Below are 25,722 nucleotides of genomic sequence, written 5' to 3'. Positions count from 1 at the left end.
CAATCGCAACTATTGGAAGGCTTTGTGAAACCAGTAATTGCACTAATCGGTAAAAATATGCTATTGGTGGTTTCTGCTACCAAATTATTTTGATTTAATATATTATTTTATGTATAATATATCAATATGGGAGTAAGTATTGGAGGCGATTTTGTGATTGAATTTATCAAGCTCCATGGAGCAGGAAACGACTTCATTGCTATAGATGGAGAAAAATACATATATGAGGATTATTCCGAAATTGCACGGAAAATGTGCCACAGAAGATTCGGCATAGGCGCCGACGGCCTCCTTGTGGCAAAGCCTTCAGACGTTGCTGACTGCTGCATGATATATTATAATTCTGATGGCACCAGGGCGAAAATGTGCGGCAATGGCCTAAGGTGCTTTGTAAAGTACGTGCATGACACAGGACTTGTAGACAAAGATGAGTTTGAGGTTGAGACGCTCGCTGGCATAATAAAAGTTCGTGCAAATGTAGAATATGGAAAGGTTGTAAGCGTCAGGGCCGATATGGGCAGAGCTGAGCTTTCACCGGAAAAAATCCCTGTGGATTATGCGGGCAGCGACTTCTTAAGCAAGACTATTGAAGTAGACGGGCAGCAGATAAACATCTCGGCTGCGCTTGTGGGGGTTCCGCATGCGGTTATCTACGTTGACACCATAGACATGGAGAAGGTTACTACGCTAGGGCCTAAAATTGAAAATCACAGCATTTTCCCTGACAGGACGAACGTCAACTTTGTAAAGGTTGTCGACAAAAGCAACCTCAGAGTAGCAACGTGGGAGAGGGGCTGCGGCTACACGCTTGCGTGCGGCACAGGAATATGCGCTTCCGCTTATATATCTAATATATTGGGGCTTGTATCTGAAAGCGTTAATGTAGAGTCGGAAGGTGGCAAGCTTAAGATAGACATAATAGACGGACTCATATATATGGATGGTCCTGCTGTAAAAATTTGCGAAGGTGTTATGGAGGTATAGCTATGTCGGTAAGCATGACTGGATTTGGCAGAGGTGAATACAGGGACGAGAATTATCATTTCACTGTGGAATGCAAGAGCATCAACCACAGGTATTTGGACATAAATATAAGGTTGCCAAGAAAGATTGCCTTTTTTGAAGAGAAAATAAGGAGCCAGGCTAAACAGTATCTCAAAAGGGGAAGAATAGACATTTTTGTGGGCATGGAGCTTGTCGGTGAAAGCGAATCGGAGCTCAGACTCGACCTTAAGCTTGCAAAGGGTTATCATGAGGTTCTCAAAAAGATAGCGGGCGAGATAGATGTAAAAAATGACATAACAATATCTACGATAGCCAGATTCCCTGAGGTTGTAAAGCTCCTTGAGAAGGAGGAGGACGAGGAACTCATATGGAAGAGTCTCGCACCGGCTCTCGAGGAGGCATTCAGGACAGCAAGGGACATGAGGAAGGTGGAGGGCGATAAGATATCAGACGATATTATAATGAGATGCGCTCTCATGGAGGAATATCTTGGGCAGATAGAAAAACTCTCCGACACCGTAGTGATAGAATACAAGGACAAGCTTACAGGAAGGATCAAGGACCTGCTTGGAGCAGGAGTGGCAATAGACGAATCGAGGATAGCGCAGGAGGCTGCGATATTTGCAGACAGATGCAGCATAACCGAAGAAATAGTCAGATTCAGAAGCCACATAATACAGCTTGGCGGAACTCTCAAAGAGGACGATTCTGTGGGAAGAAAAATAGACTTCCTGATACAGGAAATGAACAGGGAAGCCAATACTATAGGCTCAAAATCTTCAAACCTTAGAATAACTCAGCTCATAGTAGACATAAAAAGCGAGCTTGAAAAAATAAGGGAGCAAGTCCAAAACATAGAATAGGAGGCCTGCAATGGCTCTAAAGTTGGTTAACATAGGATTTGGAAACATAGTATCGGCGAACAGAATAGTATCTATTGTAAGCCCTGAATCAGCGCCTATAAAGAGGATTATCCAGGAATCAAGAAAAAAGGGAAACCTCATTGATGCTACATACGGCAGAAGGACAAGGGCAGTAATATTCACCGACAGCGACTATGTGATACTATCCGCGGTGCAGCCTGAGACGGTTGCCCATAGGCTTGAAAACAAGGAAGAGCACCACGTTGAGAGTCACAGTGATTTTAGAAAGGAAGAAGTAAATGAATAAAGAAGGCATCCTGATAGTCATATGCGGGCCATCCGGAGTAGGCAAGGGTACTATATGTAAGGAATTCCTCGGCGAAAACAGGGACATAAAGCTGTCGGTGTCGGCAACCACAAGGATGCCAAGAACCGGGGAAGTAGACGGGATAAGCTACCACTTCCTCGGGACCGGACAATTCGAGGAAATGGTTAAAAACGGAGAATTCATCGAATATGCACGGGTATACGACAACTACTACGGGACTCCCAAGGCAGAGGTGCTTAAAAGCCTCAAAAACGGCGAGGATGTCCTGCTGGAGATAGATATTCAGGGCGCCATGCAGGTGAAATGCAGCTATCCTGAGGCCGTGTTCGTATTCATACTTCCGCCTTCGCTTAGAGAACTCAGGGACAGGATTGTCAAAAGAGGCTCCGAGACGGAGGAGTCTTTGAAGCTTCGATTTGGCAGTGCATACGAGGAAATCTGCAAAATAGAAAATTTTGACTACTTCGTGGTTAACGACGATGTTGAAAAAGCCGTCATGCAGCTTGATTGCATAATGATGGCGGAAAAAAACAGAGTTTTGAGAAATAAAGAAAATATACTGAGGAAATTCAGGGAGGAAATATAAATGCTATATCCATCGATAATTGATTTGCTAGATATAATGGAGAACAGATACACACTTGTAATAGCGGTATCAAAGAGAGCAAGGCAGATAATAGACGAGCAAAGAGAAGGGCTAATGCCAACGGACGACAAGCCGGTTAATATTGCTACTAACGAAGTTTTCAACGGAGATATAGTGCTGTCAAAGCATCAGATATCTGAAGAAGAGGCTGTGGAATCTTAAACGTAAGGAGAATGAAGTATGCTCAGCGGTAAAAATGTGGTTTTGGGAGTATGTGGAGGGATTGCAGCCTACAAGGCATGTGATATTGTGAGCAGGCTTAAGAAGCTTGGAGCAAATGTAGACGTTATAATGACGGATTCGGCTGCTGAATTTGTCGCGCCGCTTACATTCCAGACGCTCAGCCAGAATCCTGTAGTTCAGGATATGTTTGAAGAGGTGAGCGCCTGGGATGTAAGGCACATATCGCTTGCCAAGAAGGCCGATGTATTTCTGATAGCTCCTGCGACAGCAAACATTATAGGCAAGATGGCAAACGGCATAGCGGACGATATGCTTTCGACCACCGTGATGGCTACAAAGGCCAAGGTTATGATAGCGCCGGCCATGAATAGCGCAATGTATGAAAATGCTGTGCTCCAAAGAAATATAGAGGTATTGAAGGAGCTGGGCTGCGCTTTTGTGGAGCCTGAAAGCGGGAGGCTCGCTTGCGGAGATGTCGGTAAGGGCAAGCTGGCCCAGCCTGAGGACATAGTTGAAATAGTCCAGCAGCAGCTGCTTTCCACCTGCGAGCTTTCGGGCAAGACTGTGCTTGTAACAGCGGGGCCAACCAGTGAGGCCATAGATCCTGTAAGGTATATAACAAACCACTCCACAGGTAAAATGGGCTATGCCATAGCGAAGGCTGCAATAAGAAAGGGCGCTAAGGTTATACTAGTATCAGGCAAGACCAACTTAAAGCCGCCCCTTGGACTTGAAAAGTTCTTAGCAGTCGAATCCACTATGGACATGTATAACGCAGTAGTTGAGAATCTCGACGGGTGTGATATAATAATAAAGTCGGCAGCAGTTGCGGACTACACTCCCAAAACCAAGTCTGACAAGAAAATTAAAAAGACAGAGGGCGAACTTGTGCTCGAGCTTCAAAGAAACCCTGACATACTCTTTGAAATAGGTAAAATTAAGGGTGACAGGATTCTTGTGGGGTTTGCAGCAGAGACAGACGATCTTATGGAGAATGCGGCCAAGAAAATAGAGAAAAAAAATCTCGATTTCATAGTGGCAAATGATATAACAAAAGAGGGAGCGGGTTTTGGCGTTGATACAAACATAGCCAAGATTCTATATAGAGACGGCAGTGTCATCGAGCTTGAAAAGATGAGCAAGGACGAGCTGTCGGAAATAATACTTCAAAAAGTAGCAGAACTATCCGGCAAATAGGCATCTTAATTAGATGCTTATTTTTATTCTCAAGAGGTGCTTACTTGATGGTCAAATACGCGCAAATAGTCGTGGACAACAATTCGCATTATACAGACAGGCTTTTCACATACGGGTTCGACGAGAATATTGATTTGAAAATAGGGCAAAGGGTTCTTGTACCCTTTGGCAAGTCAAACAAGCCAGTTGAAGGGTTTGTTTTTGGCATAGAGGACGCATCAGATTCTGAATTTGAAATTAAAAGCCTTATAGGCGTAATGGATGATGAAAAGCCTATGCTAAGCCACTCGCAGGTTGAACTTGTAAAGTGGATGAAGGAAGATTATCTGTGCACCTATATGGACTGCATCAGCCTTATGTATCCCAAAGGTGTGAAGTTTGAAAACTATAAGGTGGCAAAATTTTCGGGAAGGCCTCATGAAGGTAAAGAGCTTTCGGTAAGGGCAATGCAGGTCCTTAGTGAACTTGAGGAGTCAAAAGGCCCTGTTAAAATATCTGAGCTTGAAAAAAGCCTTGGATACAATGTGCAGGAGCATCTGAAAATGCTCCAGAGAGAGGGTCTTGCAGAGATATCATGGGGATACAAAAGCTCGGAAAATAAAAAAAGCATAGACTCCATTGCCCTTGCGGACTATGAAGATATCGATGCTGCAATAGATGAACTCAGAAGGAAAAGAGCCTACAAGCAGGCGCAGGTGCTCGAGTTCCTGAGCATTAATGAAGAGGTGCAAAAAGACGACCTAAAGGAGCTTTTGGGCGTTTCAGAAGCCACAATAAAAGCGCTAATAAACAGCACGCTTGCAGTGCTGATTAAAAGAGAGCGCTACAGGGGGCCGCTTGAATATTTGCAGGCAGGCGAAGCTAAAATAGTGCAGCTGAACGCGGAGCAATCAGCTGCTGCAGCATTTATAGATGAGAGGCTGAGTCAAGGCTACGCAAGACCCATTGTGCTGCACGGAGTAACAGGAAGCGGAAAGACGGAGGTCTACATTCGCGCCATTGAAAGGGCGATAGAAATGGGCAAGGGCTGCATTGTAATCGTCCCGGAAATAGCCCTTACGCCGCAGACTGTAGCCAGGTTCAACAGCAGGTTTCCAGGCAGAATAGCTGTAATCCACAGCAGGCTCTCGATGGGAGAAAAATATGACCAGTGGAGAAAGATAAAAAACAAAGAGGCCGATATAGTAATAGGCGCAAGATCCGCGATATTTGCGCCTGTGGAAGACCTCGGGCTTGTAGTTATAGACGAGTTTCACGAGGGAGCCTACAAGTCTTCAATGACTCCCAAATATAATGCCATAGATGTTGCAAAAAAAATATGCGAGCTTGAGAATGCAACGCTTGTGCTTGGCTCAGCAACCCCCCCGGTAAAAGACTACTATAGATGTAAAAAAGGGGAATATGATATAATAAGATTAAGGACAAGAGCCAACGCTTCAACCCTTCCAAAGGTGGAGGTCGTGGACATGAAATCCGAGATTCAAGCAGGCAACAGGGGTATATTCAGCAGACGGTTCATGCAGCTGCTTGCAACGACTATTGAAGACGGCAAGCAGGCTATAATACTCCTCAACAGAAGGGGGTATGCAAGCTGTATATCCTGCAAGGAATGCGGATACGTATACAAATGCAAAAGGTGCGATGTTTCACTCACGTACCACAAAAAAGGAAATATGGGCAAATGTCACTACTGCGGCTATGAAGAGCAAATTCAAAGAGTTTGCCCGGAGTGTTCAAGCAATGAAATAGGTCCTCTAGGGTCAGGCACGCAGAAGATAGAGGATGAGATCAAGGCGGCTTTTCCGGATTCAAATGTTGTCCGGGTGGATCGCGATACAACGGGCAGCAAAGGCGCATATGAGGAAATTTTTGAGAATTTCAAAACAGGAAAGTCAGATATAATGATAGGCACGCAGATGATAAGCAAGGGTCTGGACTTCCCGAATGTCACATTCGTGGGAGTTGTAAGCGCTGATATGATTTTGAATTTCCCGGATCACAAGAGTGCCGAGAAAACTTTTCAGCTCATAACCCAGGTTGCGGGAAGGGCAGGCAGGGACGCCTTTCCGGGAAGGGCAGTGCTTCAGGCATACGATCCCGAGCACTACGCTATAACATTCGCAAAAGAACATGATTATGAAGGCTTTTATGAAACTGAGATAAAGCTCAGAAAAGCTTTTGGCTACGAGCCGTTCAACAACATAGTTGAAATAGTGGTCTCAGGAAAAAGCGAGCATACTGTTGCAAGCAACGCAAAGAAAATATACGAGTCAATTGTTTATATACTTGGAAAGAGAGGCTACAGTGACTGCAGCTTCATAATGGGACCAAATCCCGGCATAGTCCAGTTTGTAAATCTCAACTACAGGTGGAACATACTGCTCAAGGATACTTGCATTGAAATTTCAATACTCAAAAAGATAGTTGAGTTTGTATGCATAAGAAAGAGAAGGGATATACTCGACAGCGATGTTTGCATAAGCATCGATATCAACCCCGAAAGTTTGATTTAATGATAGGAGGAATTTTTTAAATGGCAGTTAGGATCATAAAAACGCAGGAAGATTCGGTTTTAAGGAAGAAGTCAAGGAATGTTGAAAAAATCGACGAAAGAATATTTCAGTTGCTTGATGACATGGCAGAGACAATGGTAAAGGCTGACGGCGTGGGTCTTGCGGCTCCGCAGGTTGGAGTTCTAAAAAGGGTAGTAATAATAGATGTGGGCGAAGGTATAATTGAAATGATAAATCCTCAAATAATGGAATACGACGGAGAGCAGCTTGGAGACGAAGGTTGTCTCAGCGTTCCGGGAAAGTTTGGGAAGGTAAGAAGGCCAAACAGAGCGAAGGTCAGCTTTATCAACAGACATGGAAACAAAGTTGAGATGGAAGGGACAGGACTGTTTGCAAGGGCTGTGTTCCACGAGGTAGACCATCTTGACGGCGTGCTGTTTATAGACAAGGTTGAAGGGGAACTTGAGGAGTAAGCACATTTTGCAGCTTGGGGAGTGATAACAATGAATGCAGTTTTCATGGGAACACCGGAATTTGCAGTTCCATGCCTTGAGGCTATGTTGGCTCAGGGCCATCAAGTAAAAGCGGTTGTAACTCAGCCTGACAGGCCCAAGGGCAGAGGCAAGCAATTGGCGATGTCTCCTGTAAAGGAAGCGGCTTTAAAAAGCGGCATAGAGGTTTTTCAGCCTGAAAATGTTAAGAGCCCTGAGTTTGTAGAAAAGCTTAGGGAGATGGCTCCGGATGTCATAGTGGTTGTCGCTTTTGGACAGATACTCTCAAAGGACATACTGGATATACCAAAGTATGGCTGCATAAACGTACACGCATCATTGCTTCCAAAATACAGAGGGGCAGCGCCTATAAACTGGGTTATAATCAACGGCGAAAATGAAACTGGCATAACGACCATGCTGATGGACGAAGGTCTGGATACTGGGGATATGCTTATTAAGGAAAGCCTTCAAATCGGAGAAAATGAAACTGCCAGCGAACTTCATGACAGGCTGAGCAAGCTTGGGGCAGCAGTGCTAGGCAATACGCTTGCCAAGCTTGAAGAGGGCTCACTGACAAGGGAAAAGCAGTCTGATGCTGAATCCTCATATGCGCCGATAATGAAAAAGACTCTTGGCGAAATTGCCTGGAGCAAAAGCGCCCGGGAGATATTCAATCTTGTCAGGGGAACGTTTCCGTGGCCCGGGGCATTTACAACACTCGATGGAATGGTCATGAAGGTTTTGAGATGCAGATTTGAAAGCGAATCTCAGGAGGAAGCCAGCGCCGGAGAAATTCTGGATGTCTCCAAGACGGGAATAAGAGTGAAGGCTGCAGCGGGAGTACTGGTTATTGAGGAAATTCAGATGCCGGGCAAAAAAAAGATGAGCGTCGAGGAGTATCTAAGGGGCAACAGTATACAAAAGGGCGCAATATTAGGAGCTTGATATGAGGCAGGAAAACAGATTCATTCTTTTGATTTTTGCATTCGCAGCAGTCGTGATATTGGCAGGAGTTGGAATCAACCTGCTAATTCTAAGCGGCAGTAAAGGCGCTGAGCTTGCGATTTCGATTACTGTGAATACTGGAGCGGCAGTTGTTTTGGCGCTTACGCTTTACTGCGCATTAGTTATTCACAGGCTCTACAGCGGAAGAAAATGCGGCAGGTTTTCGCTGGGGCTTAGCCTGAAGCTTGCAGGCGCCCTGTTTCCGGTTCTGCTATTCATGGCGCAGCCGCTGAAGGTAGGCAGGGACGATGTGCGCAGAGTGCTTATAAGACTCAACAATGAGTATGTATATTCCGCAAAGTATGCCATCGAGGGTAAGGATATAATGCTGCTGACTCCTCACTGCATTCAAAACAGCTCCTGCACAATAAAAATCACAGGCGATGTAAGCAACTGCAAAAGATGCGGACTCTGTAAAGTTGCAGACTTCCTGGCGCTCAAGGATAAATACGGAATTAATGTGTATGTGGCAACAGGAGGCACTCTTGCCAGAAAAATAATCAAGGACAAAAGGCCTAAGGCCATAATAGCTGTTGCATGCGAGAGGGATCTCACAAGCGGGATTCAGGAAGTCTCTGGAATACCCGTGCTAGGGGTGTACAATGAGAGGCCCAACGGTCCATGTTTTAATACAAGCGTTGACATTAGGAAAATAGAGGAAGCGGTTTTGTTTTTTATGGGAGGGAATTAAGAATGTACTATGGATTTGATCCGACATTCATATTGATGATACCTGCGATAATACTTACGTTATATGCGCAGATGAAGGTGAAAACAACCTTTGAAAAATACTTGAGAGTTCAGTCGAAGAAAGGCTACACCGGCGCCCAGGTAGCCGATTATATGCTGCACAGCAACGGTATAGAAGATGTCAGGATAGAGATGGTGCAGGGACACCTTTCAGACCATTACGATCCAAGGAGCAAGGTGCTTAGGCTTTCAAGGGACGTATATGCCGGAACGTCGATAGCTTCAGTTTCAGTGGCGGCCCACGAGGTAGGCCACGCGATACAGCATGCACACGGCTATGCTCCATTGCGGATAAGAAGCATGCTCGTGCCTGTGGCCAATCTGGGTTCATCACTTGCCTGGATATTCATAATGGCGGGCTTCATAATAAGTCCGGCATTTCTTGACATGGGCATACTGCTTTTCCTGGGAGCCGTGCTGTTCCAGATAGTAACGCTTCCTGTTGAGTTCAATGCAAGCTCAAGAGCATTGGCTGGCCTTGAAAGCGGCAACATAGTGTATCAGGATGAAATACGATACAGCAAGAGGGTCCTTAATGCGGCGGCACTGACATATGTGGCAGCGGCAGCTGCTGCGGTTATGCAGCTTATAAGGCTCTTAGTTTTGAGGAATCAAAGAGACTAATGTCCTAGCCCAGCTAGGACTTATTTTTTGTGGGGAGGCCATAATTTGGAAAACAGCAGGATGATAGCGTATAATGCGCTGTATGACATAGAGGTAAGAGGTAAGTATTCCAACATCGCGCTTGGAAACACTCTCAAAGACAGCGGACTCTCGGATGCGGACAGGGGGCTTGTCACTGAAATAGTATACGGCGTAATTGAAAACAGGTATTTTCTTGAATATGTGATAAGAGGGTTTTCAAGCATCAAGCTTTCAAAGATATCGCCGAGCGTCAAGCTGATACTTAAGATGGGCATATACCAGATTATTATGCTCGATGGCGTAAAGGATTTTGCGGCAGTCAACGAGAGCGTCGAGCTCTGCAAACGGATATCAAAAAAATCAAGCGGATTTGTAAACGCTATACTCAGGAACGTCGTAAGGAGCAAGGAGTCCATAAAACCTCCATTAAAGGAGGAGGGAATTGTGGAATACTACAGTATCAAATATTCATACGAGCCCTGGATAATCGAAAAATGGCTCAAAAGATACGGCGAGGATTTTGTGGAGGCATTGCTGGAAGCAAACGCGCAAAGGCCGGAAATTTATGTCCGAACCAACACACTCAAGACAAGCAGGGAAGACCTGATAGCCGAGCTTATAAAAATGGGAATTGAGTGCTCGCAGTGCGACATAGTGCCTGAAGCAATAAGAATAAACGGCATGAAGAGCATAGAGGGCAATGAGCTTTTCAGGAAAGGATATTTCTTCATACAGGACATAAGCTCCATGCTTATAGGCCACGTTGCATCGCCCGATAAGGGGATGAAAGTGCTCGATGTGTGCAGCGCTCCCGGAGGCAAAGCAACGCACATAGCCACCCTCATGGAAAACACGGGGGAGGTCATAGCCAGGGACTTGCATAGGCACAAGCTCAGGCTCATAAAGGACAACGCCAAGCGGCTGGGCCTTACAAACATTAAAGCGCAGCTGATGGACGCGCTGTTTCTTGATGAAGATAGCATGGGAAGCTTCGACATAGTCCTGGCCGACGTGCCATGCTCGGGCTTTGGGATAATCAGGAGAAAGCCGGAGATAAAATACAAGCAGAAAAAGGATCTGGAGTGCCTGCCGCAGCTCCAAAGAGCCATACTTGAGAATGCGTCAAGGTATGTAAAAAAGGGTGGACTACTCATATATAGTACCTGTACAATAGAAGATGAAGAAAACATTGAAATTATAAGGGCCTTCATAGAAGAAAGCAAGGAGTTCAAGCTGGAAGCAATAGAAGGCATAGACGTGGATGAAAAAAGCCAGAAGTCGGGTTATTTGCAGACATTTCCAAACACGCACGGCATGGACGGTTTTTTCATTGCCAAGCTTAGAAAGGTTAGATAGAAATGGATAAAATCGATATAAAATCCCTGACGGAAGAGCAGCTCAGAAATGAGATGATTTCAATTGGGGAGAAGGCGTTCAGGGGCACTCAGATATTCCAATGGATATACAAAGGGGCGAAAAGCTTTTCAGAGATGAAAAATATCACGGCGGAACTTAGAGGAAAGCTCGAAGACAAGTTTGTATTGCGTGATTTGAAGATTGACAAGAAACTTGTGTCTGCGATTGACGGCACAAGGAAGTATCTTTTCAGGCTTCACGACGGCACTGCAATTGAAAGTGTAATGATGATATACAAGCACGGGGTTTCAGTGTGCATATCGACGCAGGCGGGCTGCAGAATGGGATGCAACTTTTGCGCATCGACAATCGGCGGGCTTGAGAGAAATTTGACTGCAGGCGAGATGCTGGATCAGATAATGAAAATACAAGAGGATGCCGGCAAGAGAGTTTCAAATGTCGTGCTCATGGGAAGCGGCGAGCCCTTTGATAATTTTGAAGAGGTTATAAGATTCCTCCATGTGGCAAACGAAAAAAACGGCCTGTGCATAGGCTACAGGCATATAACGCTGTCAACTTGCGGAATAGTTCCGAAGATATATGAAATTGCAGACATGGGTATGCCGATAAACCTGGCAATATCGCTGCATGCTGCAAACGATGAAAAAAGAAAGACTATAATGCCAATAGCGAACGCATATTCAATAGATGAGATTATAAAGGCCTGCAGGTATTTTGTCGAAAGGACAAACAGGAGGATTACATTTGAATATTCGCTGATAAAGGGATTCAACGATTCGCCGGGAGACGCCAAGGAGCTTGCAGGCCTGTTAAAGGGCATGCTGGCCCATGTGAACCTGATTCCTGTAAACAGTATCGAAGAACGGGATTACAAGAAGCCTTCAAAGGATGAGATTGAAGCCTTCACCAGGATTCTTGCGAAATCGGGAATAAGCGCTACAGTCAGAAGAGAAATGGGAAGCGATATTAACGGCGCCTGCGGGCAGCTAAGAAAGAGCAGCATATCGGGGTGATTAGATGAGATATGAAGCATTATCAGATATAGGCAATGTGCGGAAAGTGAACGAGGATTTTTTGGGAGCAGAGCTTCTTGATGTCAGCGGTAAGCTCACGGGGATATTTGTGATCGCAGATGGAATGGGAGGTCACAATAAGGGTGAGCTGGCAAGCAAAATAGCAGTTGAAAACACGATTAAGCTGCTTAAGGAAAAAATAGCGCGTGGATGCAGCGCTGAAGACACTGCTTTTGTAATTGAGTCCATAATAAAATCATATGAGGATTCCAATAGCAAAATAATGCAAATGGCAAGCAATAACGCAGAATACAAAGGAATGGGAACCACTCTGACCACGGCAGTAATACTCCACAACAAGCTCTACATTGGAAATGTGGGAGACAGCAGGTGCTACATTTTCAGGGAGAACAAGCTTCAGAGACTTACAAATGACAACTCTCTTGTGCAGGAGCTGGTGTTCAAGGGCCTTATAACAGAGGACGAGGCGAGAGTTCATCCTCAAAGGAATCTTATAACCAGGGCTGTAGGGCTGGATGAAGTCTTAAAGGTTGACATATATGAAAATGAGGTCGCCAAGGGCGATCAGATACTGCTCACAACAGACGGCCTTGCGAGCATGATTACGAGCGAGGATATCCAAAATGTGCTCACAAGCTCGAAAAGCATCACGGATAATTGCTTGGTGCTTGTTGAAAAGGCAAAGAGCAACGGGGGCAGCGATAATATTTCAATTATCAACATTTTAATTTAGGAGTTGGTGGTATTTTGTTAGGCAAAGTCTTAGGAAATAGATATGAAATACTTGAAAAAGTTGGAGAGGGCGGCATGGCCTATGTATACAAAGCCAGATGCAGGCTGCTCAACAGAATAGTTGCAGTCAAGGTGCTCAGGCAGGAGTTTGTGGACGACGAGGAATTTCTTGAAAAGTTCAAGAACGAGGCCCAATCGGCAGCAAGCCTGACACACCCCAACATAGTCAATATATACGATGTAGGGGAAGACAGCGGTGTCCATTATATTGTCATGGAGTATGTCGAAGGGCGCGTATTGAAGGACATAATAAGAGAAAACGGTTCGCTTGATCAGGCCAATGCGCTTGAAATTACAAAACAGATTGCAAAGGCGCTTTCGCTGGCCCACAGGAAAAACATAATACACAGGGATATAAAGCCTCACAATATACTTGTAACCAATGAGGGCATAGTAAAAGTTGTCGACTTTGGCATAGCAAAGGCTGTTACAAGCTCAACCACTACTACTATGGGAAATGTGATAGGTTCCGTACACTACTTCTCTCCGGAACAGGCCAAGGGAAGATTTGTGGATCCAAGATCCGATCTCTACTCGCTGGGAATAGTACTCTATGAAATGCTATCTGGGAGGGTGCCGTTCAAGGGAGACACACCTGTTAACATAGCGCTGCAGCATATAAGCGAAGATATTTGCTTTCCCGAAGACAGCCCGGTGTCTGAAGACATAAAAAAGCTTGTTTACAAGCTTACGCAGAAGAATCAGTCGGAAAGATATGCTCGCGCAGATGACCTCATAAAGGATATAGAGCTTATCCAAAAGAATGTCAGCCCTGATTTTGCAGGTGTTGACTATAATTCCTGCAAGACCCAAAAGCTTGAAAATCTAGGTGCTGAGCTCGATAAGATACAATCAGCAAAGAAAGCTGAAAAACCGGCTGAAATCAAAGAAGTGAAAGAGGAAGAAAGTGCTATGGCTAAAAAACCAAAGATCAAGCACAAAAAACTATTGACGACACTGGCTGTGATTTTGGCTTTAATAGCATCGATTGGAGCCACAGCAGGAGGGTTCTACATAAAGGACCTTATGAAGCCTGCGCAAATGAGCATGCCCAGCTTGGAAAACATGAGCGTTGATGAAGCCAGGAAGGCACTCGAGGACATGGGGCTTAAGCTTGCAATTGAAAAAGAAATTTTCAGCAGCGATGTCAGCAAGGACCATATAATAAGCCAGAATCCCGATGCAGGCACGCAGGTCAAGAAAAACTACGAGGTTAAAGTCGTAGTCAGCAAGGGCGGGAAGCTTGTCTCGGTTCCCGACTTTACAGGGGAAAACATAGACTCGATAGATCCAATGCTATCATCAAAGAAGTTTAAAGAAGGCATTGTTAATCCTGTATTCAGCGAAGAACCTGAAGGAACCATAATTTCGCAAAGCCCAAGTCCGTACGCAAAGGCCGAGGAAGGCAGTGAGATTGATTTTGTCATAAGCAAGGGCAAGGAGTCTGTGATTGTAACGGTACCTAATCTGATAGGTAATACAATCAGCGAAGCAAGGGCAAAACTTAGCGGTATAACTATAAGCGGCATAGATTATATTGAGGATCCGGACAAGGAAGATGGAATAATAATGAAGCAGAGTCCTGCTGCAGGCGAAAAGGTGGAGAGCGGCAGCTCGATTAACATTGTAGTTAACAAGATTTCGGGCGATTCGAAGTCCCAAGGCTCAGGAGGCAGCTCGTCAGAGGCCCTTGTTAAAAAGCAGCTTTCAATAAAGCTGCCTGAGGACAGAGACAGCATAAAAGTGACTGTAAAGGACTCGTCTGGAGTCGTATACGACAAGACTGTGAATCCAAAGGATTTGGGCGGAGTATTGAACGTGCCCATAGAGGGAAAAAGAGGAACAAGCAAGGACTATCAGATTTTTGTCGACGGCACATCCTACTATAGTGGGAAAGTCAATTTCTAGAGGAGGAGAGTATGCTTAGAGGGAGGATAATAAAGGGAGTCGGAGGTTTTTATTACATCGATACGGAAAACGGACTGTATGAATGCAAGGCAAGAGGAATATTCAGGAAAGAAAAGATCACCCCGCTAGTGGGAGATACCGTAGAAATACAGGTCATCGACGAGGAGACAAAAAAAGGGGTGATTGAGAGGATTTTCGACAGGAAAAGCGAGCTCATAAGGCCAAGCATATCGAATGTAGATACGGCTGTGATAATATTTGCGGCCAAAGATCCCGACCCCAGCTTCTCTCTGCTCGACAGATTCATAGTACTTGCCGAGAAGGAAAATCTCGAAATAATAATATGCATAAACAAGATAGACTCGGATGACACAGGTGCATTCTTGCAGGTTAAAAAGACATATGAAAGTTGCGGCTACCCCATAATCGCCATAAGCACATTTACCGGGGAGGGTCTTGGCGAGCTCAGGGAAGCCATAGAGGGCAAGACTGTAGTGTTTTCGGGCCCGTCGGGAGTGGGTAAATCCAGCATTCTGAATGCATTGGATTCAAACCTTCAGCTCAAGACTGGAGATATAAGCAAAAAGCTGGGCAGGGGCAAGCATACTACAAGGCATGCCGAATTGCTCAGGCTGGATGAAAATACTACGGTGGCTGACACTCCGGGCTTTAGCTCGCTCACTGTCAACCACATAGCAGAAAAAGAGCTTAAGGACTACTTCGTCGAATTTACAAAGTACGAGGAAGACTGCCGTTTTTTCACGGATTGCATCCATGAAAGCGAACCGGGCTGCGCAGTCAAAAAGGCGGTCGAAAACGGCGAAATATCACTGAGAAGATATGACAGCTACATTCAGCTTATAAACGAAATAAGGGACTCAACCAGGAGGTACAAGTAATGATAAAATTAGCGCCATCTATATTGTCGGCTGACTTTGCAAATCTTGAGCAGGATGTAAGAAAGGTTGAGGCTGCAGGGTGCGAATACCTGCATATTGATGTCATGGACGGTCATTTCGTACCCAACATAACGATAGGGCCGCTCATTGTGGACAGCCTCAAGAAGAAAGGTATAGGTATGGTTTTTGACGTCCATCTTATGATAGAGAATCCGGACAGCTATGTAGAAGACTTTGCAAAGGCAGGAGCAGACATAATAGTAGTCCATCAGGAGGCCTGCAGGCATCTTCACAGGACTATACAGAACATAAAATCGCACGGAATCAAGGCAGGTATAGCACTAAATCCTGCGACACCTGTGGATACGATAAAGCATGTGATAGGGGATATCGACATGGTGCTCATAATGAGCGTCAATCCGGGCTTTGGCGGCCAATCGTTCATAGACAGCGTACTGCCCAAGATAAGCCAGATAAGGGAAATGGCAAGCAATATGTCACTGAAGCTCGATATTCAAGTGGACGGAGGCATAAAGCCTTCAAATGTAAGAAAAGTTGTGGAGGCGGGAGCTAACGTAATAGTTGCAGGTTCAGCCATATTTAACAGCGAAGACATATCTGCAACTGTTGCAGAGTTCAGGAAAAACAGTCAGTTTTAGGAAGGGAACATAAGATATCATGAAAGCGGGAATATTAGTTAACGGGACACTAGAAGACGGAGAATTTTATAAAGTTCAGCTGAGCGGCTGTGATTATGTCATAAGCGCCGATGGGGCTTCTAATTTTGCTTATACTGCAGGGATAGTTCCGGATGTCATAATGGGCGATATGGATTCTATAAGCAGTGAGGCTCGGGCCTTTTTTGAAAGCAAGGGAGTTGCATTTGAGGGATTTCCATCGAGAAAGGATTTTACTGACACGGAGCTTTGCATGGAGCATGCCAAGTCAAAAGGCGCAAGAGAGATTGTGCTCTATGGCGCCATAGGCAGCAGGATAGACCATTCACTTGCCAATATAGGGCTGATGTATCTTATATTCAAAAGCGGTATAAAGCCAGGGCTTGTAAATGAAACAAACGAGGTTTTCCTGATTGACAGTGAATTGGAGCTTTCAGGAGAAAAAGGCGACCTGGTATCGGTGCTTCCGATTATGGGAGACGCTAAAGGAGTGACACTCGAGGGGCTCGAATACCCGCTTTGTAATTATGACATAGATTTTGGAAGGTCGATAGGCGTTTCGAATGTCATGACGGGCAAAACCTGCAGGGTGAGCCTTAAAGAAGGCTATCTGCTTGTGATAAAATCTAAAGACTGAATAAGGAATTAAAAAAATGAATTAAAAAAAAGAGTCGTTAGACTCTTTTCTTTTATCCAAATATAATTACATATATCCAATATAATTACATAGGTCTTTCAACTTTTCCAGAACGAAGACATCTTGAACATACTCTTATTTTACTTGGAGAACCGTTCACAACAGCCTTTACGTTTCTAAGGTTTGGCATCCAGCTTCTTTTAGAATGACGGTTTGAGTGACTTACCTGATTTCCTGATACTCTTCCTTTTCCACAAATCTCGCATACCCTTGCCACGTAAAAACACCCCCTTTTGCTTCATTAATTACCGCTTGAAACATAAATATATTATCACAATAAGCCCCTTTTGGCAATATAAATATAAATTGTATTGAACAAAGGCCATGCATAATATAGAATATGAAATATAACGGAATCTCAGGGAGGGATTGTATATGGCTGGAAAGATTGAAAATAAATATGGCAGTATATATATAGAGTCAGAGGTAGTTGCAAAAATAGCCGGCAGGGCGGCAGTGGAGTGTTACGGACTTGTAGGGCTTGCCTCAAAATCAGTAAAAAACGGAATTGTAGAGCTTTTGAAACTTGAGAACATGAGCAAAGGTGTAACTGTCGAACTTACAGAGGAAAGCCTTGCAATCGAGCTTTATGTGATAATACAGTATGGAACAAAAATATCAGAGGTGGCCCACAACATAATGGACAGAGTCAAGTATTCGGTTGAAAAGCAAACGGGCCTAGATGTCACAAAAATAGACATTAAGGTTCAGGGCATAAGGGTTGGAAAATAATCTGGAGGTAGTGGAATTGAACCAAGAATTTGTAGACGCAAAACAGCTTTCGGAGATGATAATATCAGGAGCCAACAACCTTGAAAATCACAGGGAACTTGTAGACAAACTAAATGTCTTTCCTGTGCCGGACGGGGATACAGGAACCAATATGTCGCTTACGATGAATGCTGCTGTAGAAGAACTGATTTCCGGTAATCCACTTACAATTAGCGAAATAGCAAGAGCGATTTCGAAAGGCTCTCTGATGGGCGCAAGGGGCAACTCTGGAGTAATACTTTCGCAGCTTCTGCGGGGATTTGCCAACTCAATAGAGGGCAAGGACAGCCTTAACATATTCGACTTTGCCCAGGCACTCAATCAGGCTGCCCAGATGGCTTACAAGGCTGTTATCAAGCCTGTGGAAGGGACTATACTCACCGTTTCAAGGGAGACAGGGGAACAGTCCCTGGAGCTGCTCAAGACAAAGACAAGCATACTTGAATTTTTCGAAAACATTGTGCAAAAGGCACAGTTGTCCCTTGAAAACACACCGAATCTCCTTGCAACCCTCAAGGAGGCCAATGTCGTAGATGCAGGTGGAAAGGGAATAGTGCTCATATTTGAAGGTATGCATAAGGCCCTGGCAGGCAGGCCTGTCGAAAAACAAATGGAAGAACATCAAAAGGTTGAAGTGGAGCTGCACTCGATGCAAGGGGAGATTAAATTCACATATTGCACCGAGTTCATACTCAAAACGGACAAGATCGACAGCGAGGGAATGCTAAGGCTCATTGAGGACAAGGGAGACAGCATAATGTCCGTAGGCGATGAAGATCTCATCAAGATACATATACATACGAATGAGCCGGGATATTTGCTTCAAAGGGCTCTTGAATATGGTGAGCTCATCAGCATAAAGATAGAGAATATGAGGCTCCAGCACGAAAACAGAATACTGGGCGAAGCCGCGGAAGAGAAACAGGACTTCAAAAAGTATGGAATAATTGCCGTGGCAGCCGGTGAAGGCATAGCCTCTATTTTCAAGGATATTGGCACAGACCGTGTAATAGAGGGCGGACAGACAATGAACCCAAGCACGAATGACTTTATTGAAGCCATAGACAAGGTTGATGCCGAATTCATAATAGTTTTTCCAAACAACAAGAACATTATAATGGCTGCAAATCAGGCAAAGGAGTTAAGCCAAAAGAACGTAACTGTCATTCCAACCCAAAACATCCCGCAGGCATTTGACGCCATAATTGCTCTGAATCCCGACGGGGATTTGCAACAGAATGTAGATAATATGCGCAACGCGATAGAAAGTGTCAAGGTAGGAGATGTCACATTTTCAGTCAGGGACACATCCATAGGCGGTCAAGCCATAAAGGAAGGCGACATAATAGGGATATCTCAGGGTGAGCTAAGGAGTACAGGAAGCGACATAAACAGCGTGGCCATGGAAGTGCTTGAGGCTATAGTGTCAGAGGATGATGAGATTGTGAGCATATTCTATGGCAAAGACTTGAGCGAGGAAATGGCAAACAGGCTCAAGCAGTCGGCGCAAAAAAGATTTTCTAATGCAGAGGTGGAGATTTATCATGGAGGCCAGCCGGTCTACTACTATATAATGTCCGCTGAATAAATTTCAATCAAAATCCCAAAGAGCCTGTTAGGCTCTTTTTCAATAAACAAAAAAATGAATAGCATGTAGCTTTTAGGGAATAATTATAAGAAAATCTACAGGGGGTGCGCTGTGAGCAAGTATGAAACAATTAGAGCAACTCCTCCGAATATTGAAGAGCTTGAAAGCATGGCAAGAGACAAAAGCAGCTGGCGCGTTAGGATACTTGCAATAGACGAACTTCGCAAGTGGAACTGCAGAAGGTCCAGGGAAATACTCTCAAGGCTGGCTGAAACTGATGCAATAGAGGAAGTGAGGATACAGGCCATTCGGGCTTTAGAGGTTTTTGGAGAAGATGCGGACTATGGAGGTACAAGGGTTCCTGACTTCGAAGTATACATGCACAGGGCAAGCAAGGTATTTAGGCGGATGAATGCTGATGAGGCTGAACTCGAAATTTCAAAAGTCATGCAGCTGCTTAAAGATCAGGATCCGGAACTCTACGACATAATGGAGTACTATAAAAGCGACAAATTCGAGGAATGGATAAGCCAGGTATACAGCGATGTGAGGAGAAGACAAAAAAAGCAGCATGTCAAATGAATGGAGCTCTGATGTAGGCGCTTAAGCTTTTTCATGCTATAATTATTGCGAAGAAGAATTAGCCAAGGGGTGTTTGAGTGAAGCTTTCTGACAGCGTGCAAATTGTAAGTGGCGTGGGTCCTAAAAAGCAAAACAGGCTAAATGGCATTGGAATATATACAATAGAGGACTTGCTCCACTACTTTCCAAGGACATATGAGGACAGGAGCCACTTCACCCAGCTTTCAAGGCTCAAAGCAGGAGAGAAAGCCTGCGTAAAGGGCAGAATCACAGGGGTCGAAAACAAAAAACTGAAAAAGAATTTGAGCATCATTAAGATAGCCGTAAGTGACAATGAAGCTCGAGTTGATCTGATTTTTTTCAACAGAGAGCATCTACTGAGGGGCTACAAGGTGGGGCAAGAAATAAAAGCATACGGCAAGGTGAAAAAAAACGGAAAATCAACAGAAATCGAGTGCTCTGTAATTGAATTTGCAAGTGCCGATAAGTCTGCACTAGGTAGGATAGTGCCTGTATATCCGTCTACTGAAGGGCTCAGCAGCAATGAGATAGAAAAAATTGAAAAAGCAGCCTTAGACGACATTGTAAGGCAGGGCGAACCAGGTGGAATGGAGGATGTCATTCCAGCAGACATAAGAAAGCGGCATAAGCTTTGCAGCGTACGATACGCCATAGAGAATATCCATGCCCCAAGCAGCAGGGATGCCCTTAAGATAGCCCTATACAGGCTCATATTTGAAGAGTTTTTTTTGATGGTATGCAAGGCCATTTATAACGGCTTTAAACTCAGAAGCAACAACGCCGTTCGAATGGCTGTTTCGCCAGCAATACCCGGAATAATCGAAAGGCTTCCGTTTTCACTTACGGATGCGCAAAGGCGGGCTATGGACGATATTTTCGAGGATATGCAGGGGCAAAACGCTATGAACAGGCTGATACAGGGCGATGTTGGGTCGGGAAAAACCGTGGTGGCGGGCATTCCCATGGCCAATTGCGTACTCAATGGATTTCAGAGCATAATGATGGTACCCACTGAAGTGCTTGCAAACCAGCATTTCAATTCCATAAAAAAAATGCTCTCGCATGAAGCTATAAAAATAAGGCTGCTCACGGGCAGCACAAGGCCTGCTGAAAAGGAAAGCATATATGAGGAACTCGGGAGCGGGGATATAGATATTCTAGTAGGCACTCACGCTCTCATTCAGCCGGGAATAAGGCTTAAAAGACTGGGGCTTGCAGTGACAGACGAACAGCACAGATTCGGAGTAAGGCAAAGGCTCATGCTTGCCGAAAAAGGCGAAAGTCCTCACTTCATTTCAATGTCTGCTACACCCATACCCAGGAGCCTGGCGCTGGCCGCATATGCAGACATGGATATAAGCATAATAGACGAGCTTCCAAAAGGACGAAAGGCGATAAGGACACAGCTATTCAAGAAAAGAGACAGGCAAAAGGCGTATGCATTTGCCCTGGAGCAAATAAAATCAGGGCGACAGGCATATGTAGTGTGCCCGCTGATAGAAGCCTCGGATGAAAAGAACAAGTCTATTTCAGTACAGCACGTATATGCTGAGCTAGAAGCCGGAATTTTCAAAGGACACAAAGTTGCATTGCTGCACGGAAGGCTGCCTCAGGAGCAAAAGCAGGCTGTAATGGCTGATTTTGAAAACGGCATAACAGATGTGCTAGTCTCGACAACGGTAATTGAGGTGGGCATAGATGTCAAGAATGCAAGTGTTATAATAATTGAGGGCGCAGAGCAATTTGGTCTCTCTCAGCTGCATCAGTTAAGAGGCAGGGTGGGGAGAGGAGAATGTGATTCATACTGCATGCTCATTCAGCAGGGTGGAAACGACGAAAGCGAGAGATTAAATGTGCTGGTGCAGAGCAATTCCGGTTTTGAAATAGCCGAAAAGGATATGCTCATGAGGGGACCAGGTGAAATCTCAGGTATCAGGCAGCATGGATATTTCAAGTTCAAGCTCGCGGATATCAGCAGGCATGTCAAAATACTCGAAGCTGCAAAGTTATGCGCAAAGGAATTGTTTGAAGCCGACGCTGAGCTTGAGGGTGCTCAGAATACCAATCTGAAGGCAGCGGTAATGGCGGAAGCAGCGGATGAAGCCGATATTTTTGTTAATTAGTAAGCAATATATGTTAAAATATAAGGAGCAGAGTCATGAGAGTTGTTTCAGGTACAGCAAGAGGGACTAAGCTAAAGTCGCTGGAAGGATTAAGCACAAGACCGACTCTTGACAGGGTTAAGGAATCCATATTCAATATACTGAATTCAGACATCGATATATACGGGAGCAGGGTTCTCGACTTGTTTGCAGGCAGCGGAGCGCTGGGCATAGAGGCGCTTTCAAGGGGGGCCTCCAGGTGCGTTTTTGTAGACAAGGACGCCGCCAGCATCAAAATTGTTAAAGAGAACCTGGAAAAGACCAGACTCGTTGAAAAAGCCGATGTATACATGCTTGAAGCCGGTGCGGCCGTTTCCAGGCTAAGGGGAGAGAAATTCGACATAGTTTTTCTTGATCCGCCTTACAGCAGGGACATGGTACCTTGGATTCTGGATGCGATTCTCAGCAGCGACATACTTTCAAGCAAAGCTGTTGTTGTTGTCGAGCATGAAAAGACAGATGAGATATTGAACAGATATGGCAGCCTTGCAATGTACAAGACCAGACAATACGGCATTGTAGCAGTTTCTTTTTTTGAACTGGAGGATTAGAATGAGTAAAATAGCAGTATATCCAGGGAGTTTCGATCCTATAACAAAAGGGCATCTTGATATAATAGTGAGGGGCTCAAAGCTGTTTGACAAACTTATAGTGGCAGTACTGAAAAATCAGAGCAAAAAAAGCATGTTTACAATAGATGAAAGAGTCGACATGCTTAAGCTTATAACAAATGACATACCCAATGTTGAGGTGGATATGTTTTCAGGACTGCTTGTAGATTATTGCAAGGACAAGGAAGTAAATGCAATCATACGGGGATTAAGGGCAATATCTGATTTTGAGTACGAGCTTCAGATGGCTCAGATGAACAGGCAGCTCAACCAGGAGGTTGAAACCATATTTCTTACTACAAGCACCCAATACTCATTCTTGAGCTCAAGTCTTGTGAAAGAGGTTGCAAGCCTTAATGGAGATATAGGTGAGTTTGTTCCTGATATTGTTTTAAACGAATTAAACAAAAAGCTAAAAGGGGATGTGTAGAATATGGAGGTTCTAAAGCTGTTGGAGGAACTTGAAGACATTATAGATGAGAGTTCATCTATACCGTTTGGAGGCAAGGTTCTTCTAGACAAGAAGGAGGCGCTTGAGATAATAAAAGAGGTCAGGATACAGCTGCCAGACGAAATCAAGCAGGCCGAATGGATAAACAGGGAAAGACAAAGACTGCTTCTGGAGGCGCAGCATGAGGCTGATTCGATAATTGAAAATGCAAAATCCTATGTTCAGGAAAAAGTCGAAGCCAGCGAAATAATAAAAGAAGCCAAGAAGCATGCTGATGAAATGATACTCGAGGCCCAGAAGCTGTCCAAGGATATAAGGATGGGAGCCAATGAATACGCAGATGATCTTCTGAAAGGCGTGCAGGACAACCTGGAGAAGCTGATCAGCACGGTTTCGCAAAATAGAGTTGAGCTGGGTAGAATAGCAAAGGAATAATACATATTAATATTATAATTAAATTGATGTGACATCAAAAAAGACAGGGATTCCAAATCGGCAGATTAGAAATCCCTGTCTTTTTTGCTAAGGTACGCAGGCGAAATGATATAGTCCATCGAGCCCCTGAGAGCGTGCTTGCAACCCGCATAATAGATTATGTTGAATATGTCTGTGGAATCAATGTCATACTGGAGCATTTTGCGCGCAGTCTCATCACTGATTGAATCCAGCCTGGGAACCTTGTTTATAATGGTAACCTTCGAGCTGTGCTTGATTTTTTTCAGCAGCTCCGTGCCCTTGTCGTTAAAAGCGAGTATTCTTATATAAGGGACAGAGCTAAGACGCCTGAACACTTCAACATCAGCTTTTTTTACTCCAAGGAGTATGTTCATGAGCATTCTTTTAATGGCAGTCATTGTGTAGCGCTTTGATTTGAGACTTGAGAGCAGCTCATCATAAGACGGTGCCCGTCTTATTTCTGATTTGATCTTGTTGTCCATGCCTTCCCGGATATCGCAGTAGCTTGAGAGTGTGTCTGATTTCGATATCACGGCATAAGAGAGCAGCTCGAGGAGAGAATTTTCGGTTACGGGTGTAAGGCCGGCTGCGGCTACTGAGTGCATAAGAGAATATGATGCTGATGGTACCACTGAGGATATCGCTTCCAAAGAGGAGCCCTGCTTGAGGCATTCCCTTATTGCCGTGGCACTGCATATGCTGCCTGAAATCTGTGTGCTGTTATAGTCGGCGGCTATCCGGCGTATGGTGGCGGGCTTTATACTGCTTCTAAGGCGCGACAGGCTTTTTAAATATTCTATAGAGAGTATGTTGTTTGGACTTCTCAGTATGCCCAACGCATCATTTGCGCAAAGGCCGTATGCGGTGGTGCCGCAGTCCAGGAAAAGGCCGAGAGCGGCCTCTCTGGCCCTTGGAAACGTCAGGCCCGAGTCGAGCTTTTCTTTCAGATGGACTTTGAACTTACTCGGCTCGTTTTCAAGGATATTTGCCACGGCGCTCAGTCTGGATATGTCGCCGGATTCACTCCCAAAGCATATGCTGTCTACAATACGTATGGAATCGAGTGTGAGTACTGAGCCATACGCAAACAGCTCCGCGCTTTGTGAAGAGTAGGCTGTTGGAAGCTCGAGCACAAGGTCTACACCGGCCATAACTGCCATTTTGGCTCTTGTCCACTTGTCGAAGATGGCAGGTTCGCCCCTTTGGAGAAAATGTCCGCTCATGACTGCGACTGTGTGCGTAGCCCCGGTCTCTTTTTTTGAAGCATCCAGATGGTATGCATGCCCGTTGTGAAAGGGATTGTATTCCGTTATAAGGCCTAGAACCTTCATGGTCTGCCCTCCCGCGTAACAAGTATTTTATGAAGCATAAATGATGCGATAATGCTATTGTACCTTAGCGTCTGAATAAAGGACAATAAAAAAATATCCGCCTTCTGGAGGCGGATATAACAAGATTCATGTAATATTGTATCAGGGATTAGTTTTTCATAAAGCTGTTTTTTCTTACATAGGCTGTCTTTGCTATCGCTATTGAAACGGGAACAGCTATTAGCATGCTGGCAACGCCCTGAACTATGTTGGCAGGCACCGATCTGAGGGAAACTAGTATGCTGCCTTCAAGAACTGCACCTGCAAACAGGTAGCCAGTCACCATGAGGCACGCGCCTGCAAATGTAGAAGCACCCATTCTAAGCTTTGACATGCCACCTTTCATAAGCAGTCCGACAAGCAGTCCTTCAAGTCCTTTTATAAGGAGAGTGAAAGGAGCCCAGTGAGCATATCCGCTGAGAAGATCTGCAAGAGCCGAGCCGACTCCACCGGCAACCATGCCGGCAACAGGACCAAACAGTATTGAAGTAAGGAACACGACGCTGTCACCAATGTTTATATAGCCGTTTGTAGCTGGTATTGGAATTACTATCACCATGGTTCCTATGCAGACCGCAGCAGTCATGAGTCCGAGCAGTGTAATTTGTTTTACGTTCATATTCATTATTATTCCACCTCGATTTATAAATTAATTATCATTACAAAATAATTATACATACGCTATTGTGCGCATTCA

The 25,722-nt window shown here is 44.8% G+C and carries 28 protein-coding genes; 25 read left to right on the top strand and 3 right to left on the bottom strand.

Annotated features, from left to right (window positions below; translation table 11 throughout):
• The first annotated feature begins 153 nt into the window (after positions 1 to 153).
• From dapF to EAL2_RS07290, 18 genes are read left to right on the top strand one after another with little or no spacing between them, the layout of a single operon-like run.
• Positions 154 to 984: a diaminopimelate epimerase gene (gene dapF, locus EAL2_RS07375; protein WP_322787230.1), complete on the top strand. Its 831-nt coding sequence runs from the start codon at positions 154 to 156 to the stop codon at positions 982 to 984.
• Between the two features lie 2 nt (positions 985 to 986).
• A complete protein-coding gene (locus EAL2_RS07370) occupies positions 987 to 1,868 on the top strand; it encodes a YicC/YloC family endoribonuclease (protein ID WP_025435758.1) in 882 nt (293 codons plus the stop codon).
• Positions 1,869 to 1,878: 10 nt separating this feature from the next.
• Positions 1,879 to 2,175, top strand: a complete 297-nt coding sequence (gene remA, locus EAL2_RS07365; protein ID WP_025435757.1) for an extracellular matrix/biofilm regulator RemA — start codon at positions 1,879 to 1,881, stop codon at positions 2,173 to 2,175.
• A complete protein-coding gene (gene gmk / locus EAL2_RS07360; RefSeq protein ID WP_025435756.1) occupies positions 2,168 to 2,782 on the top strand; it encodes a guanylate kinase in 615 nt (204 codons plus the stop codon). Before remA ends, gmk begins: the two co-directional genes overlap by 8 nt.
• Positions 2,783 to 3,004: a DNA-directed RNA polymerase subunit omega gene (gene rpoZ / locus EAL2_RS07355; RefSeq protein WP_025435755.1), complete on the top strand. Its 222-nt coding sequence runs from the start codon at positions 2,783 to 2,785 to the stop codon at positions 3,002 to 3,004.
• 18 nt (positions 3,005 to 3,022) lie between these two features.
• On the top strand, positions 3,023 to 4,222 hold the full coding sequence (coaBC, locus tag EAL2_RS07350) for a bifunctional phosphopantothenoylcysteine decarboxylase/phosphopantothenate--cysteine ligase CoaBC (protein WP_025435754.1): 1,200 nt from the start codon (positions 3,023 to 3,025) through the stop codon (positions 4,220 to 4,222).
• 47 nt (positions 4,223 to 4,269) lie between these two features.
• Positions 4,270 to 6,735, top strand: coding sequence for a primosomal protein N' (gene priA, locus EAL2_RS07345; protein ID WP_025435753.1), 2,466 nt, complete (start codon positions 4,270 to 4,272; stop codon positions 6,733 to 6,735).
• 20 nt (positions 6,736 to 6,755) lie between these two features.
• Positions 6,756 to 7,208, top strand: a complete 453-nt coding sequence (gene def, locus EAL2_RS07340) for a peptide deformylase (protein ID WP_025435752.1) — start codon at positions 6,756 to 6,758, stop codon at positions 7,206 to 7,208.
• A 30-nt stretch (positions 7,209 to 7,238) separates the two neighbouring features.
• Positions 7,239 to 8,174 carry a methionyl-tRNA formyltransferase gene (gene fmt / locus EAL2_RS07335; RefSeq protein WP_025435751.1) on the top strand — a complete coding sequence of 312 codons (936 nt, stop codon included), beginning with the start codon at positions 7,239 to 7,241 and terminating at the stop codon, positions 8,172 to 8,174.
• A 1-nt stretch (position 8,175) separates the two neighbouring features.
• Complete coding sequence (locus EAL2_RS07330; protein WP_025435750.1) at positions 8,176 to 8,925, top strand: DUF116 domain-containing protein; 750 nt, start codon at positions 8,176 to 8,178, stop codon at positions 8,923 to 8,925.
• Between the two features lie 2 nt (positions 8,926 to 8,927).
• A complete protein-coding gene (locus tag EAL2_RS07325; protein WP_025435749.1) occupies positions 8,928 to 9,608 on the top strand; it encodes a zinc metallopeptidase in 681 nt (226 codons plus the stop codon).
• A 45-nt stretch (positions 9,609 to 9,653) separates the two neighbouring features.
• Complete coding sequence (rsmB, locus tag EAL2_RS07320; protein WP_025435748.1) at positions 9,654 to 10,985, top strand: 16S rRNA (cytosine(967)-C(5))-methyltransferase RsmB; 1,332 nt, start codon at positions 9,654 to 9,656, stop codon at positions 10,983 to 10,985.
• Complete coding sequence (gene rlmN, locus EAL2_RS07315; protein WP_025435747.1) at positions 10,982 to 12,019, top strand: 23S rRNA (adenine(2503)-C(2))-methyltransferase RlmN; 1,038 nt, start codon at positions 10,982 to 10,984, stop codon at positions 12,017 to 12,019. The genes rsmB and rlmN overlap by 4 nt, the downstream gene beginning before the upstream one ends.
• A 4-nt stretch (positions 12,020 to 12,023) precedes the next feature.
• A complete protein-coding gene (locus tag EAL2_RS07310) occupies positions 12,024 to 12,773 on the top strand; it encodes a Stp1/IreP family PP2C-type Ser/Thr phosphatase (protein WP_025435746.1) in 750 nt (249 codons plus the stop codon).
• A gap of 14 nt (positions 12,774 to 12,787) precedes the next feature.
• Positions 12,788 to 14,740 (top strand): Stk1 family PASTA domain-containing Ser/Thr kinase, encoded by a 1,953-nt coding sequence (pknB, locus tag EAL2_RS07305; protein WP_025435745.1) that lies wholly within the window; start codon positions 12,788 to 12,790, stop codon positions 14,738 to 14,740.
• An 11-nt stretch (positions 14,741 to 14,751) separates the two neighbouring features.
• On the top strand, positions 14,752 to 15,639 hold the full coding sequence (gene rsgA, locus EAL2_RS07300) for a ribosome small subunit-dependent GTPase A (RefSeq protein ID WP_025435744.1): 888 nt from the start codon (positions 14,752 to 14,754) through the stop codon (positions 15,637 to 15,639).
• Entirely contained in the window at positions 15,639 to 16,298 is a 660-nt protein-coding gene (rpe, locus tag EAL2_RS07295; protein ID WP_025435743.1) for a ribulose-phosphate 3-epimerase, read from the top strand. The genes rsgA and rpe overlap by 1 nt, the downstream gene beginning before the upstream one ends.
• Positions 16,299 to 16,317: 19 nt before the next feature.
• A complete protein-coding gene (locus EAL2_RS07290; protein ID WP_025435742.1) occupies positions 16,318 to 16,953 on the top strand; it encodes a thiamine diphosphokinase in 636 nt (211 codons plus the stop codon).
• Positions 16,954 to 17,038: 85 nt separating this feature from the next.
• On the opposite strand, the gene rpmB is transcribed toward EAL2_RS07290, so the two are convergent.
• Positions 17,039 to 17,230, bottom strand: a complete 192-nt coding sequence (gene rpmB, locus EAL2_RS15185) for a 50S ribosomal protein L28 (RefSeq protein WP_084481016.1) — start codon at positions 17,228 to 17,230, stop codon at positions 17,039 to 17,041.
• A 158-nt stretch (positions 17,231 to 17,388) separates the two neighbouring features.
• On the opposite strand from rpmB, the gene EAL2_RS07285 reads away from it, so the two are divergent.
• The 7 genes from EAL2_RS07285 (at position 17,389) to EAL2_RS07255 (ending at position 23,634) form a co-directional block, all read left to right on the top strand.
• On the top strand, positions 17,389 to 17,745 hold the full coding sequence (locus EAL2_RS07285) for an Asp23/Gls24 family envelope stress response protein (protein ID WP_025435741.1): 357 nt from the start codon (positions 17,389 to 17,391) through the stop codon (positions 17,743 to 17,745).
• A gap of 16 nt (positions 17,746 to 17,761) precedes the next feature.
• Positions 17,762 to 19,372, top strand: coding sequence for a DAK2 domain-containing protein (locus tag EAL2_RS07280; RefSeq protein ID WP_025435740.1), 1,611 nt, complete (start codon positions 17,762 to 17,764; stop codon positions 19,370 to 19,372).
• Positions 19,373 to 19,483: 111 nt separating this feature from the next.
• A complete protein-coding gene (locus EAL2_RS07275) occupies positions 19,484 to 19,954 on the top strand; it encodes a HEAT repeat domain-containing protein (RefSeq protein WP_025435739.1) in 471 nt (156 codons plus the stop codon).
• Positions 19,955 to 20,031: 77 nt separating this feature from the next.
• Positions 20,032 to 22,098 carry an ATP-dependent DNA helicase RecG gene (recG, locus tag EAL2_RS07270; RefSeq protein WP_025435738.1) on the top strand — a complete coding sequence of 689 codons (2,067 nt, stop codon included), beginning with the start codon at positions 20,032 to 20,034 and terminating at the stop codon, positions 22,096 to 22,098.
• Positions 22,099 to 22,133: 35 nt separating this feature from the next.
• Positions 22,134 to 22,688 (top strand): 16S rRNA (guanine(966)-N(2))-methyltransferase RsmD, encoded by a 555-nt coding sequence (gene rsmD, locus EAL2_RS07265; RefSeq protein WP_025435737.1) that lies wholly within the window; start codon positions 22,134 to 22,136, stop codon positions 22,686 to 22,688.
• Position 22,689: 1 nt separating this feature from the next.
• Positions 22,690 to 23,178, top strand: coding sequence for a pantetheine-phosphate adenylyltransferase (gene coaD, locus EAL2_RS07260; RefSeq protein WP_025435736.1), 489 nt, complete (start codon positions 22,690 to 22,692; stop codon positions 23,176 to 23,178).
• A gap of 3 nt (positions 23,179 to 23,181) precedes the next feature.
• Entirely contained in the window at positions 23,182 to 23,634 is a 453-nt protein-coding gene (locus EAL2_RS07255; RefSeq protein ID WP_025435735.1) for an ATPase, read from the top strand.
• Between the two features lie 65 nt (positions 23,635 to 23,699).
• On the opposite strand, the gene EAL2_RS07250 is transcribed toward EAL2_RS07255, so the two are convergent.
• Entirely contained in the window at positions 23,700 to 24,986 is a 1,287-nt protein-coding gene (locus tag EAL2_RS07250; protein ID WP_025435734.1) for a nucleotidyltransferase, read from the bottom strand.
• Positions 24,987 to 25,134: 148 nt separating this feature from the next.
• Complete coding sequence (locus tag EAL2_RS07245) at positions 25,135 to 25,650, bottom strand: ECF transporter S component (protein ID WP_025435733.1); 516 nt, start codon at positions 25,648 to 25,650, stop codon at positions 25,135 to 25,137.
• Positions 25,651 to 25,722 lie beyond the last annotated feature (72 nt).

This window comes from Peptoclostridium acidaminophilum DSM 3953, from assembly GCF_000597865.1.
In the GTDB taxonomy this organism is placed as follows: Bacteria; Bacillota; Clostridia; order Peptostreptococcales; family Peptostreptococcaceae; genus Peptoclostridium_A; species Peptoclostridium_A acidaminophilum.
Note: the sequence above shows the minus strand (reverse complement) of the source record. Positions and strands in the feature narration are given on the sequence as shown.

Bases quoted from the DNA above. Each gene is read 5' to 3' on its own strand.
- EAL2_RS07325 (WP_025435749.1), top strand. From the start codon at position 8,928: ATGTACTATGGATTTGATCCGACATTCATATTGATGATACCTGCGATA.
- coaBC (WP_025435754.1), top strand. From the start codon at position 3,023: ATGCTCAGCGGTAAAAATGTGGTTTTGGGAGTATGTGGAGGGATTGCA.
- EAL2_RS07290 (WP_025435742.1), top strand. From the start codon at position 16,318: ATGAAAGCGGGAATATTAGTTAACGGGACACTAGAAGACGGAGAATTT.
- fmt (WP_025435751.1), top strand. From the start codon at position 7,239: ATGAATGCAGTTTTCATGGGAACACCGGAATTTGCAGTTCCATGCCTT.
- rpe (WP_025435743.1), top strand. From the start codon at position 15,639: ATGATAAAATTAGCGCCATCTATATTGTCGGCTGACTTTGCAAATCTT.
- gmk (WP_025435756.1), top strand. From the start codon at position 2,168: ATGAATAAAGAAGGCATCCTGATAGTCATATGCGGGCCATCCGGAGTA.
- EAL2_RS07330 (WP_025435750.1), top strand. From the start codon at position 8,176: ATGAGGCAGGAAAACAGATTCATTCTTTTGATTTTTGCATTCGCAGCA.
- rpoZ (WP_025435755.1), top strand. From the start codon at position 2,783: ATGCTATATCCATCGATAATTGATTTGCTAGATATAATGGAGAACAGA.
- EAL2_RS07370 (WP_025435758.1), top strand. From the start codon at position 987: ATGTCGGTAAGCATGACTGGATTTGGCAGAGGTGAATACAGGGACGAG.
- rsgA (WP_025435744.1), top strand. From the start codon at position 14,752: ATGCTTAGAGGGAGGATAATAAAGGGAGTCGGAGGTTTTTATTACATC.
- EAL2_RS07285 (WP_025435741.1), top strand. From the start codon at position 17,389: ATGGCTGGAAAGATTGAAAATAAATATGGCAGTATATATATAGAGTCA.
- EAL2_RS07310 (WP_025435746.1), top strand. From the start codon at position 12,024: ATGAGATATGAAGCATTATCAGATATAGGCAATGTGCGGAAAGTGAAC.
- def (WP_025435752.1), top strand. From the start codon at position 6,756: ATGGCAGTTAGGATCATAAAAACGCAGGAAGATTCGGTTTTAAGGAAG.
- EAL2_RS07255 (WP_025435735.1), top strand. From the start codon at position 23,182: ATGGAGGTTCTAAAGCTGTTGGAGGAACTTGAAGACATTATAGATGAG.
- EAL2_RS07250 (WP_025435734.1), bottom strand. From the start codon at position 24,986: ATGAAGGTTCTAGGCCTTATAACGGAATACAATCCCTTTCACAACGGG.
- EAL2_RS07245 (WP_025435733.1), bottom strand. From the start codon at position 25,650: ATGAATATGAACGTAAAACAAATTACACTGCTCGGACTCATGACTGCT.
- priA (WP_025435753.1), top strand. From the start codon at position 4,270: ATGGTCAAATACGCGCAAATAGTCGTGGACAACAATTCGCATTATACA.
- rsmD (WP_025435737.1), top strand. From the start codon at position 22,134: ATGAGAGTTGTTTCAGGTACAGCAAGAGGGACTAAGCTAAAGTCGCTG.
- coaD (WP_025435736.1), top strand. From the start codon at position 22,690: ATGAGTAAAATAGCAGTATATCCAGGGAGTTTCGATCCTATAACAAAA.
- remA (WP_025435757.1), top strand. From the start codon at position 1,879: ATGGCTCTAAAGTTGGTTAACATAGGATTTGGAAACATAGTATCGGCG.